Below are 15,605 nucleotides of genomic sequence, written 5' to 3'. Positions count from 1 at the left end.
AATGAATAACAGAATTTTTAAGGGAAGTTTAGGCTTCCTTTTTTTAGCCACAGCAATTTATAGTTGCAAATCGAAGCAACAAACTGTTCAAGCTGTTCCTAGCAACAATGTTGGGATTCAAACACAATTTATGGACAAAAACATTAGTCCATCACAAGATTTCTTTAATTATGTAAACGGGACTTGGATAAAAAACACCGAAATTCCTGCAGACAGAACACGTTGGGGTAGTTTTGACGAATTACGTAAAAATACCGACGATGATGTAATGGCTATTTTAAATGAGGCAGTTGCTAATAAAAATTTAGATCCAAAATCAGATCAAGCAAAAGCCGTTAATTTATATAAAACCATACTTGATACCGTTGCAAGAAATAAAGCAGGAATTAATCCTATTAAACCTTATTTAACAAAAATAGACGCTGTAAAATCTAGTGCAGATGTTATGGCTCTTTTAACAGAATTTCGTGCGGAAGCAAGCTTAGGATTTTTTGGTTCGTATGTAGGTGCAGACGCTAAAAACAGCAACAGACATGTAGTTTATGTTGGCACAGGAAGTTTAGGTTTACCTGATAGAGATTATTACGTTTCGGATTCGCCAGACAATAAAGAAAAGAGAGAAAAATATGTTTTACATGTTTCTCGAATGTTACAATTTTTAGGAGAAGACAGTGCCACTTCAAAATCTAATGCTGAAAAAATATTAGCTTTTGAAACTTCATTGGCCAAACCTACATTAGATAGAGTAGAAAGAAGAGACAGAAGAAAAACATACAACCCAATGTCTGTTTCCGATTTACAAAAATTATTTACTTCCAACAATTGGGACACTTATTTCCAAAAAATTGGTTTACCAAAATTAGATTCAGTAGTTGTTTCACAACCAAAATACTTAACTGAACTAGACAAAATATTTAAAGAAAATCAGGTAGATTCATGGAAAGCATATATGCGTTGGACCTTATTAAGAGGAGCTGCTGACGAATTAACAACTACTATTGAAAAAACAAATTGGGAATTTTACAGCAAAACTTTAACTGGTGCAATTAAACAAAGGCCAGCAACTGAGAGAGCTTTAGCTGATGTAAACGGTGTATTAGGCGAGGCTTTAGGTAAATTATATGTGGAAAAGAAATTTCCAGCAGAAGCAAAACAAAAGGCAGAAGCAATGATTGCTAATGTTTTCAAAGCATACGAAAATAGAATTAATAATTTACCTTGGATGACTCCTGCAACCAGAGTAAATGCAATAGGAAAATTAAAAAAATTCAGAGTAAAGATTGGTTATCCAGATAAATGGAAAGATTATAGCGACTTAGTTATAAAAAGTCCTGAACAAGGAGGTAACTTATATGAAAACAACATTGCCATAAGCAAATGGAATAACAAGAAAAATTTAGAAAAATATGGCAAACCAGTAGATAAAGAAGAATGGGGAATGTCTCCACAAACTGTAAATGCTTATTATAACCCAACAAATAATGAAATAGTATTCCCAGCTGCTATATTACAACCTCCCTTCTATGATTATAGAGCTGATGAGGCAGTAAATTATGGTGGAATTGGTGGTGTAATTGGTCATGAAATTTCACATGGTTTTGATGATTCTGGATCAAGATACAACGCAGAAGGAAATTTAATCAATTGGTGGAGTGAGGAAGATTTAAAACAATTTACTCAATTAGGTGGAGCTTTAGCTGATCAATATTCTGCTTTACAACCCTTACCAGGCATTTATGTTGATGGAAAATTTACTTTAGGTGAAAACATTGGTGACTTAGGTGGTGTGAATGCTGCATATGATGGTTTGCAAATTTATTTAAAAGAAAAAGGCAATCCTGGTTTAATTGATGGATTTACTCCTGAGCAACGTTTCTTTATTTCATGGGCAACTATCTGGAGAAGTAAAATGCGTGATGAAGCAATAAAAAATCAAGTTAAGACCGACCCGCACTCACCAGGTATGTACAGAGCATACGTGCCTTTACAAAATATAGAAGCCTTCTACAAAGCTTTTAACATTGAACCTGGAGATGGAATGTATTTAGCTCCTGAAAAACGAGTAAAAATTTGGTAAAATTAGAAACCCGCAAAATTCTGCGGGTTTTTTATATCTTTATAATTATAAGGCATATTAAATTAACCTTATAAAAAACAATTTGTTCTATTTACAAGTAAAAATCTCGTAAATTGTGTAAAAAAATAATTAATGTTAGAAGTCAAGACTAAAAAAGAAGCTTTAATTCATACTTTTATACTAATTTATTTTATAAACTTAGTTTTATATAGTCTATGTTCTATTTTTAATATAACATTAGGCGAAAGTATTTTTTGGTTCATAAGAATACCAATTCTTTTAATACTTTATTTTATTTCTGGAAAAAAAAACACACTTTATATAATAGCCTTATTATTTTATCAATTTGCATCAATGATTTTTGCAACGAGCAATCCTCATAATTTCATTATTGGTAGTGTTTTGTCTGTAGGTTTTAAATTTTTATTATTGTTAATTTTAATTCCTTTTCTTAACAAAGAAAATCGAGTTCCGATAGGAATTGCTTGTTTGCCTTTTTTTATTATTTACTTGTATTTAATTGAATTAGTATTACATTCCCTTGGAGACTCATTATTTATATGGATTATAAATGCTTTTATTACTTCAATAATAGGTGGCATTGCTATTATTAACTATAACAACAACCATGATTTAAAAGGATATTGGCTTTTAATTAGTGCTATTTTGTTCATAATACAAATTGGTGCCTTTTTTATAAATAAATTTTACATAAAAAGTGAAGCCATTTATCAAATGGTTATCTTTTCTTATGGCTTATCACATTTTACTTTTTATAAATTTATGATACTAAAAGAGCAAGAAAAAAGCCCAACATAAAATGGCGTTTTATTTTATTCAGAAACCCATTTAAACCCTACTCTTGGTATATTTTCAATAGCAAAATTTGGTTCTTCTTTAATTATTTTTCTTAGTCGAGAAATAAACACATCTAAACTTCTACCCAGAAAATAATCATCACTTCCCCACAGTTCCATTAATATCTTTTCGCGTTTTAATACTGTATTGGGATGATCTAAAAATAATTTTAACAGTTGTGCTTCGCGTTCGGTTAATGTTGTTTTTGAATCTTTATTTTTTATCAAATAATTTTCTGGTTCAAATGTAAAGTTACCAAATTCATAAACCTTTTTCAATGGTTTTTCTGCTGTTTTTTGACTACGAGTGAGAAAAACTTCAATCTTTAATATTAATTCTTCGATAGAATAGGGCTTTACTAAATAATCATCGGCACCCAATTTTAAACCTTTAATTCTATCTTCTTTCATCGTTTTGGCTGAAAGAAAAATAATTGGAATTTCTTGATTTTTTTTTCTAATATTTTCCGCAATTTCAAAACCATCCATATCGGGCAACATTATATCTAAAACTACAATGTCAAAAGTATCTTTACAAAATGTATCAAACCCATTTTGCCCATTATTACAATGTGTTACATCAAAATATTGTTCTAAATTATCAGCTGTTAAAAAAGCTAATGTTTCATCATCTTCAATATATAAAACTCTTTTCTTATTCATAATCATGAATTAAAATTTGCACTGTAATTCCTTTATCAATATTATTCTGAATGGTGATTTTCCATTGATGCATGTCGCATAATTTTTTTACATAGGAAAGACCAATTCCAAAACCTTCAATTTCTTTACTATCTTCTCTGGCCACCCTATAAAACTTATCAAAAACGAAAGATAAGTCTTTTTCTGGAATTCCCGCGCCATTATCCTTAACTTGTATGGCTAACTTTCCATCCATTTCTTTGACTTTCATTTTTACCTCTGGTTCTGTTCCTGAATATTTAACGGCATTATCTACTAAGTTAAATATCATATTATAAAAATGGAATTTATCCGCCTTAATTTTATAATTTTTTTTGCAATCAATTTCTATTTCAATGTTTTTTTCAAATTTTAAAAACACATTTTCTTTCACTAACTCCAATACAGGTAATAACTCAAATTGTGATTTTTCGATAAAAGATTGTTTACTTTCCGTTTTGGCAACATATAATATCTTCTCAATATGTTGATTAAGTTTATTTGACTGATCAATAATAATTTGATTGTACTTACTTAATCTTGGATTATTTTTAATTTCAGGTTGATTTTTAGTATAATTTGACGCAATTAAAATAGAAGCCAATGGTGTTTTAAATTCGTGCGTCATATTATTAATAAAATCTTTTTGTAACTCCGTGTATTTTTTTTGCTTCAGCATTAATAAAACCGAATAAACATAGATGATTAAAACCAAAAACAAAACACCTGTAAAGACCCAATATTGCTCTAAATTTTTAAAATAATTTTGTTTTATTTCTGGAAAATGAATCGCAAAATAATAGGTATAGTCATTGTTTTTAGTAAAACACGTTTTACATTTTATAGGTTCTTTTTCACCTTTACTAGAAATATAGCTTCCATAAGCCATTTCATTTGAAGTACAATTGTAAACCGCATATTCAAATGCTAAATCTAATTTCAATCGTTGGAATTCTTCTGTCAAATAATGTTCAATAATTGTACTCTCAAATTCATCATCTACATTAACAATATAATAATTATCGGACTGTTTCTTTACCTGATCCGTGACTGTTAAACCCGAGTTTTTATCGCGATACACTTTTTCTAAAACATCTTGTAAAGTAAAGAAGATTTTATCTTCTGTTTCATTTTTTTCCAGTTTATAGGCGTTATTAATTAAGAGCAATTGCATGATAATAACCCCTACAATAGCTAGAAATCCTATTACTATAACTATATTTAATCTTGATATTTTCATTTATTAATTAACTAATTATTCAGCGATATTATTACAAATAATTCAACAAATTTAACCATTAACAACTCATTAACACCATAAAAACAACTGATTAACAGAAAATACTAAATTTGTTATTACATTTGCTTAAAACAAAATTAAAAAATATACACAATATGAAAACTATTAAAATTTTAGCATTTGCATTATTTGCTTCAACTGCGGCTTTTGCTCAACAAGCAGAATCTAAACCTGCAACTATTCAAGTAGCACCACAAACACCTTCTCAATTAAAATGGGAAAAAGATGCTCATGAATTTGGAACTATTGAAAAAAACAAACCTGTTTCTTATGAGTTTACTTTTACTAACACAACTAAAAAAGATGTGTTATTAACTAACGTAAAAGCATCTTGTGGTTGTACAGCTACAAACTACACTAAAACAGTTATTAAACCAGGTGAAAAAGGAACTGTAACTGCTACTTATAATGCAGCTACTCCAGGGGCTTTCCACAAAACAGTAACAGTAACTACAAGTGAAGAAAACACTACTCCTAAAATTTTAACAATTAAAGGAACTGTTAAAGCGGATGAAACTCCAGCGCCTGTAACAAAATAATTCAGTTGTTTTTATTATATTTAATCCCGGTAAGGCTTTACACTTATCGGGATTTTTTTATGAATAAAGTTATCATCAACTCTCCCTTAGGATTTACCTTGATTGAAGGTGATGAATTGGGGATTTCTAAAATTTCGGTTACTTCAAATGAAGAGGAATTATCCACTATAATACCTGACGCATTAACAACTGCAGTAACTCAATTAGAAGAATATTTTTTGGGTAAGCGAACACATTTTGATTTTAAATTGAATCCATCGGGAACAGAATTTCAAAAAAAAGTTTGGAAGGAATTATTAAAAATTCCATTTGGAAAAACTGTTTCCTATCAAGAAATTACCAATCAATTAGGAGATCCAAAAGCAATCAGAGCAGTAGCCAATGCCAATGGCAAAAACCCATTATGGATTGTAGTCCCTTGTCATCGTGTTATTGGTTCCGATGGTTCATTGACCGGTTATGCTGGTGGACTATGGCGAAAAAAATGGTTATTGGACCATGAAAACCCAGTCAAACAACAAGTTTTGTTTTAATATATTTTCTTACATTTGTATAATTCTTTTTTAAAAAAACATGAGAATACTTAAAAAAATAGCAAAATGGTTTGTCATTGTATTGGCGAGTACCATCCTTTTAATGTACATATTTGATGTAGATTACTTATTACGTGCTGTAAGAACCATCTATTTTAAAGGCTATGTAACTGCCTTTTTAGAAGATTATAAAGAATTCCCTAATCGAACGATAAAAAAAGGAACCGCTCAACCATGGGCTTTAACAAAAGACTATAATCAAATTGCTGCAACCGAAAAATTAAATAAAACACACCAAGAACTGCAAACCATTGCATATGTTATACTAAAAAACGACAGTATATTTCATGAAAGTTATTTTGACGGCTTCACTGCAAATTCAAAATCCAATTCGTTTTCAATGGCCAAAAGTGTAGTTTCGGCAGCTTTAGGAAAAGCTATAATGCAAGGTAAAATTAAAAGTTTAGACCAAAAAGTAACCGATTTTTTTCCAGAATTAAAAGGAAAATATGCCAAAGAAGTAACAGTAGGTGATTTATCTTCAATGGCGTCTGGATTAAGTTGGGATGAAAAATATTACAGCCCTTTTTCAATTGTAACACGCGCTTATTTTGATGATGATTTAAAAAAGGTGATCCTAGGTCTCAACGTTAAAGAAAAACCAGGACAGTCTTTTAACTATTTAAGTGGTGCAACCCAACTTTTAGCCATGTGTATTGAAAAAGCAACGGGTGAATATTTATCAGATTATGTTTCTAAATCGTTTTGGCAACCTATGGGTGCAGAAAACGATGCCTTGTGGCAATTAGACCACGAACCTGATGGTATTGAAAAAGCCTATTGTTGTATTGCAAGTAACGCTAGAGATTTTGCGCGTTTTGGAAAATTATACAAACAACACGGTAAATGGAATGGACAACAATTGTTAGACTCTACATTTATTGCAAAATCATTACAACCACGATTTAAAGAAAGTCCAGAATATGGTTACGGATGGTGGTTACACCAAATAAATGGAAAAAAACTATTCTATATGCGTGGTCATTTAGGTCAATTTGTAATTGTAATTCCAGAAGACGATCTAATTATCGTTCGTTTAGGACATTTAAAAGGAAAACAAACCCAAACCGACCCCCATAGCAATGATTTATACATTTATGTTGAAGAAGCCTATAAAATGCTTGAAAAACGTAAAAAATAACACTTAACCTATGCTTGATTTAATTCAATTAGAAAACATTTTATTTTTAGACATTGAAACGGTTCCTGAATTTGAAAATTTCAATTCTCTAGATTCCGATTATCAAGAATTGTTCGCACAAAAAACAGCTTATCAACGAAAAGATGAAATAACAGCGGAAGCGTTTTATGAAAGAGCTGGAATCTGGGCTGAATTTGGAAAAATAATTTGTATATCTGTTGGCTATTTTACTTTTAAAAAAGGAGAAAAACAATTTAGAGTAACGACATTTCACGGAGAGGAAGATAAAATTTTACAAGATTTCGCTAATTTAATCAACAATCATTTTTCTTTGCCTGTTCATTTGATGTGTGGTCATAATGCCAAAGAATTTGATTTCCCATATATTATAAGAAGAATGTTTATTCACGGTATTAAAGTACCCAATAAACTAAATATAATGGGTAAAAAACCTTGGGAAGTTCCACATTTAGATACCATGGAATTATGGAAATTTGGCGACTATAAACATTTTACTTCTTTAAAATTATTAACTAAAGTATTAGGCATTCCTTCACCAAAAGACGATATAGACGGAAGTGAAGTCGCAAAAGTATATTACATTGACAAAGACATTGACCGAATCATTACGTATTGTGAAAAAGATGTAGTAGCAGTTGCACAAGTAATTTTAAGACTACGTGGGGAAAAATTACTTCAAGAAGATCAGATTTTAAAAATATAAATAGTTGATATTTGAAACCTTAGTCCTTCTAAGGTTTTTTTTCGTTTATAGAATAACTACCTTTGCAAAAATTTTTTAACATGAGTTTCGAAAAAGAAATCGCACGTAGAAGAACCTTCGGTATCATTTCGCACCCCGATGCGGGTAAAACAACTTTAACTGAAAAGTTACTTTTATTTGGTGGTGCTATCCAAGAAGCAGGAGCCGTAAAAAGTAATAAAATTAAAAAAGGAGCTACTTCCGACTTCATGGAAATTGAGCGTCAAAGAGGAATTTCGGTAGCAACATCGGTATTAGCTTTTAACTATAAAGACAAAAAAATAAACATTTTAGATACGCCTGGTCACAAAGACTTTGCAGAAGATACTTTTCGTACCTTAACTGCTGTAGACTCCGTAATTGTAGTAATCGACGTAGCTAAAGGGGTGGAGGAACAAACCGAAAAATTAGTAGAAGTATGCCGCATGCGTAACATACCTATGATTGTTTTCATCAACAAATTAGACCGTGAAGGAAAAGATGCGTTCGATTTGATGGACGAAGTAGAAAAAAAATTAGGTTTACATGTTACTCCGCTAAGTTTCCCTATAGGTATGGGTTATGATTTCCAAGGGATTTATAATATTTGGGAAAAAAACATCAACTTGTTTGAAGGCGACAGTCGTAAAAATATTGAAGAAACCATTGCATTTAGCGACATTAACAGTCCGGAATTAGAAAAAATAATAGGCGAAAAACCAGCCAACAAACTTCGTGAAGAATTAGAATTAGTTGAAGAAGTGTATCCTGCTTTTGACAGAGATGCTTATCTAACTGGTAAATTACAACCTGTATTCTTTGGTTCGGCTTTAAATAACTTTGGAGTACGCGAGTTATTAGATGCATTCATTGAAATTGCACCACAACCCAAACCCAAAGAATCAGACACCCGTTTAGTGCAACCCAACGAAAATAAATTCAGTGGATTTGTGTTTAAAATTCACGCGAATATGGATCCAAAACACCGCGACCGTTTAGCGTTTGTAAAAATTGTATCGGGTGTGTTTGAACGCAACAAACCTTATCTGCATGTACGCCATGGGAAAAACTTAAAATTCTCAAGTCCAAATGCGTTCTTTGCTGAGAAAAAAGAAATCGTAGACATCTCTTATCCAGGTGATATTGTAGGTTTACACGATACCGGAAACTTTAAAATTGGCGATACCTTAACCGAAGGCGAAATTATGAATTTCAAAGGTATTCCAAGTTTTTCACCGGAGCACTTCCGTTATGTAAACAATGCCGACCCATTGAAAGCCAAACAATTAGAAAAAGGCTTAGACCAATTAATGGACGAAGGTGTTGCCCAATTGTTTACCATTGAAATGAACGGCAGAAAAGTAATTGGAACTGTTGGTGCCCTTCAATACGAAGTAATTCAATACCGTTTAGAGCACGAATACGGCGCTAAATGTACCTACGAAAACTTCCCGGCTTATAAAGCGTGTTGGGTATTACCCGATGATCCAAAGAACGAAGAATTTGCCGAGTTTAAACGTGTAAAACAAAAATTCTTAGGTCACGACAAACACGGACAGTTGGTTTTCTTAGCGGATAGCGATTTCTCTATCCAAATGACCCAATCTAAATATCCAAGTGTAAAATTATATTTCACATCCGATTATCATAAAAAAGAATAAGGAGCACAAGTATAGCATTTCATAACACATACACACCCGTGTTCCGTTATACAAAAAAGGTTGTCTAAAGCAGGACAACCTTTTTTTGTGCCGCTCCACCCGGGGCTATACTTGACGTGTTGAATTTCAAACACGCTAGCCAATAAAAAATTATACTATAGTGCTTTACTATGAAATTTGAAATGTGTTTGCTTTTGCAGTATATTAGGAAATATATACAAGCTTTTTTATAACTACGTTTTGAAAAATAGCTATAAAACAACAAATATCACGTTAAATTTTCCAGCAGAAAATCTTATCTTAGCAAGAAATAATACCGCGATCAAGAAGTCGCCTCTGTGCCAAAGCCTGGGAACACTAAATACAATAGTACCGAACCAAGCGTACGGACAAAAACAAAGAAATAAAATGACACCTTTAAAATTACACTCAAGCAATAGTATTGATATTTTTTCGGCAGAAACTAAAACTGTTCTTGAATTGCCTTTTGTGGACGAAGGTATAAGTGCTGGTTTTCCTTCTCCCGCATTAGATTTTATAGATATTTCTATTGACCTTAATAAGCATCTTATTAAACATCCATCTGCTACATTTTACGGAAGGGTTAAAGGCGTTTCGCTTATAAATGCAGGTATTAACGATGGTGATTTACTAATAATTGATCGAAGTTTAGAACCTATAAACGACAAAATTGCCGTTTGTTATATTGATGGAGAATTTACGGCCAAACGTATTAAAATTACGAAAAATGAAGTTTGGCTTATTCCAGAAAATGAAGATTACCAACCAATTAAAGTAACCGAAGACAATAATTTCTTAATTTGGGGAATCGTTACTCACGTTATCAAATATGTATAAAAAATGTTTGCATTAATTGACTGTAATAACTTTTATGCTTCTTGTGAGCGCGTTTTTCGTCCAGATTTGAACGGAAAGCCAATTGTTGTGCTTTCAAATAATGACGGTTGTGTAATAGCGCGAAGTAACGAAGCTAAAGCTGTTGGAATTCCAATGGGTGCTCCAGCATTTAAATACGAAAAGTTTTTTAAACAACATGATGTAAACGTTTTTTCAGCAAATTTTGCTTTATATGGCGACATGAGCAATCGAGTAATGACAATACTTTCAGACTATTCGCCCGAAATGGAAATTTACAGTATTGACGAATGTTTTTTAAAATTCAAGGGGTTCGAAAAGCATTTTAATCTGCAAAAGCATGGAGAAGAAATGCGTTATAAAGTAACTAAATGGACAGGAATACCTATAAGCGTGGGGATTGCTCCCACCAAAACACTTTCAAAACTTGCCAACCGTATTGCCAAAAAATTTCCGAATAAAACAAATGGTTGTTATAGTATCGACAACGAAGAAAAACGTATCAAAGCTCTTAAATGGTTAAAAATAGAAGACGTATGGGGAATTGGAAGACAACATGCCAAACGACTTAATGCTCATAATGTAATTACAGCATATGACTTTACACAACTTTCGGACGATTGGGTAAGGAAAAATTTAGCCGTGGTTGGACTTCGAATAAAACACGACTTACAAGGCATTCCAACACTTGATCTCGAAGAAACGCAAGCGAAAAAAAACATTGCAACTACGAGAAGTTTTGAAACCAATTATACAGAGTTTGAAGATCTTAATGAACGCATTTCAACCTTTGCAAGTGCGTGCGCAGAAAAATTAAGAAAACAAAAATCTTGTTGTAATTCTATAATGGTATTCATTCACAGCAATGGATATAGAAAAGATTTGCCTCAATACAGCCGAAATATTAGTATTAAATTACCATTTCCAACTAATTCAAGTATTGAATTGGCAACCTTTGCCAAACAAGGATTGAGAAAAATATTCAAACAAGGTTTTGCTTATAAAAAAGCTGGAGTAATTGTACAAGATTTTACACCTGAAAGGGTGGAACAAACCTTACTTTTTGAAAGTCGAAATGAGCGGCATATTCCATTAATGCAAGCTATTGATAAAATAAATTCAAATTTTGGACAACATAAAGTACGTCTCGCTTCACAAGACCAAAAACGTGTATGGAAAATGAAACAGAAGAAATTATCACCTTGCTATACCACAAGATTAAGTGACATCATCACCATAAATGTTTAGCGCTATGTGTTTCCACTCCAAACAATCTAAATCGGCACAAGAATTAAAACATCGTTTTAAAGCCAATTTCAAAGATGAAAAAGGGTTTACACCATCTGTTTATAACGGATTTCAATTTCCAAAAACACCTATAATTACAAACAAGCAGCCAAATGAAATTCAACTGTTCAGTTGGGGTTTACTACCATTTTGGGCAAAAGACGATACGATAAAGAAAAACACTTTAAACGCCAGAATAGAAACCATACACGAAAAACCAAGTTTTAGAAATATAGTAAATAATCGTTGTTTAATACTGGCGGATGCTTTTTACGAATGGAAATGGTTAGACGATAAAAGAAAACAAAAATATGAATTAACATTACCAGAAAATGAACTTTTTGCATTTGCAGGGCTATGGAGCGAATGGATTGACAAATCCACTGGGGAAATTATCAATACCTATACTATTTTAACCACTGAAGCAAACGAACTAATGAGCAAAATACACAATACAAAAAAACGTATGCCTATTATTCTTTCTGCAGACAAGGAGCAAAATTGGCTAAACGGACAAGAATTGATCATGCAAAATGACAGATTAAAAGCGATAGAAATATAAAACTGCACCTAAAAGTAGTTTGGCACATTAGTTTTAAAAAATAAAAGAAAAATAGAATTTACAAAGGAAACAATTTTACCAAATTTAGTTTTTATATTTAGTTTACTAAACATTATAAGTAAATAATCAAATTTAAACAGTTCAATTATTTTATCTCTAATTGGAATTGGTGCTACAGTACTTTTTTATAATCAAAATAGCATTTCAAGTAAATTAATATACATTTTAATATAAAAACAATTATATCCAAAATGTTAGTTGTTACACAACAACCATTTATTAAAAAAAATTACAATAGTTACTACTTCTGTCTCTTATTGAAGCAATTTGGAGTGAATTTCTTTAGTTAAGATTTATACAAACAACAAGAGCACCCTTTTGGGTGCTCTTTTGCTTAGTATTTACTAAGAGGGTATTCTTAACTTAACTAATTTATTTTTTTACAATTAAGAACTCTGAACGTCTGTTTTGTGCATGTTCTTCTTCAGAACAGTTTGTGCAAGAAACTTTCGGTTCAGTTTCTCCCATACCTTTGCCTGAGATACGTTCTTTTGCAATACCTTTTGAGACGATGTATTGTACCGTAGCCTTAGCTCTTCGGTCGGATAATCTCAAATTGTAGCTGTCGCTTCCTCTGCTATCGGTGTGCGATTTTGCATAAATCACCATATTCGGATACTCGTGCATTACTTGTACTAACTTGTCTAACTCCTCAGCGCCTTGTGCTGTGATGTTCGACTTGTCGTACTCAAAGTAAATCGGTTGTAATATAACTTCTCTCTCGGTGATGATTGGCTTGATTGGGGTTAGTTTTACTTCTATCACTTCGCTTCCGCCTTCACTCTGTTTCATCGTAGCACTTCCTGGCTCGTATCCACTTCTTGTTGCCGTTACGCCATAGCTTTGTTCACAAGCTAATCCGTATTTCGTTGCTCCTGATTCATCGGTGTCTTGTGTGCCTACTGATTTGTTTTTAGCATCTGTTACCGTTACTTGTGCTCCAGCTAATAATTTGCCTGTTTCTGCATCCATAACTTTCACTAAAGCATCCACACCACAAATCGGATCGGCTTGGAAAATATCGTCGTTCCCTTCTCTATTACTAGAGAAGTAACCTACCTTTTTCTCTTTATTGTAGCTAAACGCAAAGTCGTCTTTCTCCGTGTTTACCGGAGCACCAACATTCTTGGTTTCTTTTGTAGTGGTGTTGTATGTAAACACATCATAGCCACCAAATCCTGGTTTACCGTTTGACGCAAAGAATAGCACATGGTCATCCGTGATATAAGGAAAACTCTCGTTCCCTTCTGAGTTGACTCCACTTCCAAGGTTCTCTGGTGTACCATAGCTATCGCCATCAACACTTACTTTCCAGATGTCTTCGCCACCCATACCACCTGGCATGTCTGATGAAAAATACAACGTCTTACCGTCTTTGCTGATACTTGGGTTTCTAACCGAGTATTCTTTACTGTTAATAGGTAATGCTTTGGCATTTGTCCACTTATCCCCTTCCCCTTTTGTGGCTTTGTATAAGTAGATTTGTCCGTATTTTAATTTCTTTGTTTTATCCTTTTGGAATTCACTTTGGTTAAAGCTCTCACTACCGTAGTAAATCGTACTACCATCAGAGGTAATAGCCGCAGGGCCATCGTGCCATTTGGTATTCAACTCCACTACTTCCGTAGCTTGACTCAAACTTCCGTCTGTGTTTCTTGTTGCCTTATAAAGGTCTAAGTACGGTTGTTCATCCATACCGTTTTTCTTTCTTGCGGTGTTTCTAGCACTCGCAAAATAAACCTCATTGTTATTGGTTAACTGCGCACCAAAGTCGGCCTTATCACTACTCACATCCGATTTCTTGATGTTGTATAACTTACTTTGTTGTTGGAGTTGTTGCACCACATTAGGGTTATTGGTAAACGCTTTAGCTCGAGCATCGTTTGGCTGCATCTTGGCAAATTGAGCCATTTGTTTGTTACTCTCCTGCATGTTCCCTTCTGCTTTTAACATTTGGGCATAACGGTAATACACCTCCGCCTCTTGTGGGCGCTCCACGGCCTTAGCATACCACGTAACCGCTTCCTTAGTGTTAAAAACATTGTAGTAACAATCGCCAAGCTGTTTGTAAACATAAGCATCCGCTTTGCCTTTCTCTACTAATTTGGAATAAGCTTGGGCTGCATCAACATATTCTAAACGATCAAATAGCTTATCCGCGTCTTTTGTGTCCTTATTCTGTGCATAAATACTTGTTGTAAGCAATAATGCAACGGCTGATATATATAGTCTTCTCATGTCTGTTCTTCTTTGAATAGATTAAAAATAACGCGGTGAACTTGATACCTTCTTGCTGAAATTAACATCAAACAACAAGATAACCTCGTGTGATGCCGGGGTAGTCACCTTTAAATCCGATACAATATGATCGTAGGCATATCCTAATTTTAAACTCGGTGTAATAGCATAATTCACCATCGCACCAAAACTGTCGTCTAAACGATACGTCGCGCCAATCTCAAACTTCTCCTTAAATAAAAAATTTGTCGATACATCCAACGAAGTAGGCGCATCAAACGCACTCTTCAACATGAAAAAAGGCTTGAACTTTAAACTCTCATTCAAATCAAAAACATAACCCCCTGTTAAAAAATAATGACTCACCTCACTACCATAACTCCTACCATTAAAATCTAAATGCTGGGCCTTAACCATATTAGGAACAGACAAAGCCAAGTAGTACTTATTCGTATAATAAAATAATCCCGTACCAAAATTAAAATAACTATTACTAACATTCTTAGCAAATGAATCATCGTTAGGATCTGGTAAAGTAGGCGCAATCTCCGTAAAATAATCAACATTATGCAACGTTAAACCTGCCTTTAAACCTAAAGCTAATTTATGATCTCCTCCTAAATTCAATGTATAACTGAAATCACCATAAATATTGTTCTCCTCAACAGGACCAATCTTATCGTTAATAACCGATAGACCCATACCTACATTCTTCCCAACTGGAGCATGACCAAATAAAGTCGCAGTCGTAGGCGCATCCTCTATCTCAACCCACTGCTTTCTATACAACAAACCCATAGATAATGACTCCTTACTACCTGCATAAGCCGGATTCATAACACTCATATTATACATATACTGCGTATAATGAGGATCCTGCTGAGCAAACAAATCAGAACCAAAAACCGTTAATAGTAATACTACTAAATATATTTTTCTCATAAATGTATTGTTTAAAATTAACCGCTTAGCTCTATTAAAACTAAGCAGT

The 15,605-nt window shown here is 33.0% G+C and carries 14 protein-coding genes; 10 read left to right on the top strand and 4 right to left on the bottom strand.

Features of this window, described 5'->3' with window-relative positions; all coding sequences use genetic code 11:
• Position 1: 1 nt before the first annotated feature.
• Complete coding sequence (locus tag KQS_RS00295) at positions 2-2,077, top strand: M13 family metallopeptidase (protein WP_014387217.1); 2,076 nt, start codon at positions 2-4, stop codon at positions 2,075-2,077.
• A gap of 132 nt (positions 2,078-2,209) precedes the next feature.
• The gene (locus tag KQS_RS00290) at positions 2,210-2,896 is read left to right on the top strand and encodes a hypothetical protein (RefSeq protein WP_014387216.1); all 687 of its coding nucleotides are present in this window, start codon (positions 2,210-2,212) and stop codon (positions 2,894-2,896) included.
• Between the two features lie 14 nt (positions 2,897-2,910).
• On the opposite strand, the gene KQS_RS00285 is transcribed toward KQS_RS00290, so the two are convergent.
• A complete protein-coding gene (locus KQS_RS00285; RefSeq protein WP_014387215.1) occupies positions 2,911-3,597 on the bottom strand; it encodes a response regulator transcription factor in 687 nt (228 codons plus the stop codon).
• On the bottom strand, positions 3,590-4,855 hold the full coding sequence (locus tag KQS_RS00280) for a sensor histidine kinase (RefSeq protein ID WP_014387214.1): 1,266 nt from the start codon (positions 4,853-4,855) through the stop codon (positions 3,590-3,592). Before KQS_RS00280 ends, KQS_RS00285 begins: the two co-directional genes overlap by 8 nt.
• Before the next feature lie 155 nt (positions 4,856-5,010).
• On the opposite strand from KQS_RS00280, the gene KQS_RS00275 reads away from it, so the two are divergent.
• The 8 genes from KQS_RS00275 (at position 5,011) to KQS_RS00240 (ending at position 12,316) form a co-directional block, all read left to right on the top strand.
• Positions 5,011-5,454 carry a DUF1573 domain-containing protein gene (locus KQS_RS00275; RefSeq protein WP_014387213.1) on the top strand — a complete coding sequence of 148 codons (444 nt, stop codon included), beginning with the start codon at positions 5,011-5,013 and terminating at the stop codon, positions 5,452-5,454.
• A gap of 59 nt (positions 5,455-5,513) precedes the next feature.
• Entirely contained in the window at positions 5,514-5,987 is a 474-nt protein-coding gene (locus tag KQS_RS00270; protein ID WP_014387212.1) for a methylated-DNA--[protein]-cysteine S-methyltransferase, read from the top strand.
• Positions 5,988-6,027: 40 nt separating this feature from the next.
• On the top strand, positions 6,028-7,188 hold the full coding sequence (locus KQS_RS00265; protein ID WP_014387211.1) for a serine hydrolase domain-containing protein: 1,161 nt from the start codon (positions 6,028-6,030) through the stop codon (positions 7,186-7,188).
• A 10-nt stretch (positions 7,189-7,198) separates the two neighbouring features.
• Positions 7,199-7,912, top strand: a complete 714-nt coding sequence (locus KQS_RS00260) for a 3'-5' exonuclease (protein ID WP_014387210.1) — start codon at positions 7,199-7,201, stop codon at positions 7,910-7,912.
• Positions 7,913-7,992: 80 nt separating this feature from the next.
• Positions 7,993-9,591: a peptide chain release factor 3 gene (locus KQS_RS00255; protein ID WP_014387209.1), complete on the top strand. Its 1,599-nt coding sequence runs from the start codon at positions 7,993-7,995 to the stop codon at positions 9,589-9,591.
• Between the two features lie 408 nt (positions 9,592-9,999).
• Entirely contained in the window at positions 10,000-10,449 is a 450-nt protein-coding gene (locus tag KQS_RS00250; RefSeq protein ID WP_014387208.1) for a LexA family protein, read from the top strand.
• 3 nt (positions 10,450-10,452) lie between these two features.
• Positions 10,453-11,715: a Y-family DNA polymerase gene (locus KQS_RS00245; protein WP_014387207.1), complete on the top strand. Its 1,263-nt coding sequence runs from the start codon at positions 10,453-10,455 to the stop codon at positions 11,713-11,715.
• Between the two features lie 4 nt (positions 11,716-11,719).
• Positions 11,720-12,316 (top strand): SOS response-associated peptidase, encoded by a 597-nt coding sequence (locus KQS_RS00240; protein ID WP_014387206.1) that lies wholly within the window; start codon positions 11,720-11,722, stop codon positions 12,314-12,316.
• Positions 12,317-12,748: 432 nt separating this feature from the next.
• On the opposite strand, the gene KQS_RS00235 is transcribed toward KQS_RS00240, so the two are convergent.
• Complete coding sequence (locus tag KQS_RS00235; RefSeq protein ID WP_014387205.1) at positions 12,749-14,614, bottom strand: OmpA family protein; 1,866 nt, start codon at positions 14,612-14,614, stop codon at positions 12,749-12,751.
• Between the two features lie 21 nt (positions 14,615-14,635).
• Positions 14,636-15,556 (bottom strand): PorP/SprF family type IX secretion system membrane protein, encoded by a 921-nt coding sequence (locus tag KQS_RS00230; RefSeq protein ID WP_014387204.1) that lies wholly within the window; start codon positions 15,554-15,556, stop codon positions 14,636-14,638.
• Positions 15,557-15,605: the final 49 nt, after the last annotated feature.

It is taken from the genome of Flavobacterium indicum GPTSA100-9 = DSM 17447, from assembly GCF_000455605.1.
Taxonomy (GTDB): domain Bacteria; phylum Bacteroidota; class Bacteroidia; order Flavobacteriales; family Flavobacteriaceae; genus Flavobacterium; species Flavobacterium indicum.
The sequence above is the reverse complement of the archived record's forward strand: the minus strand, read 5'-3'. Positions and strand labels throughout refer to the sequence as shown.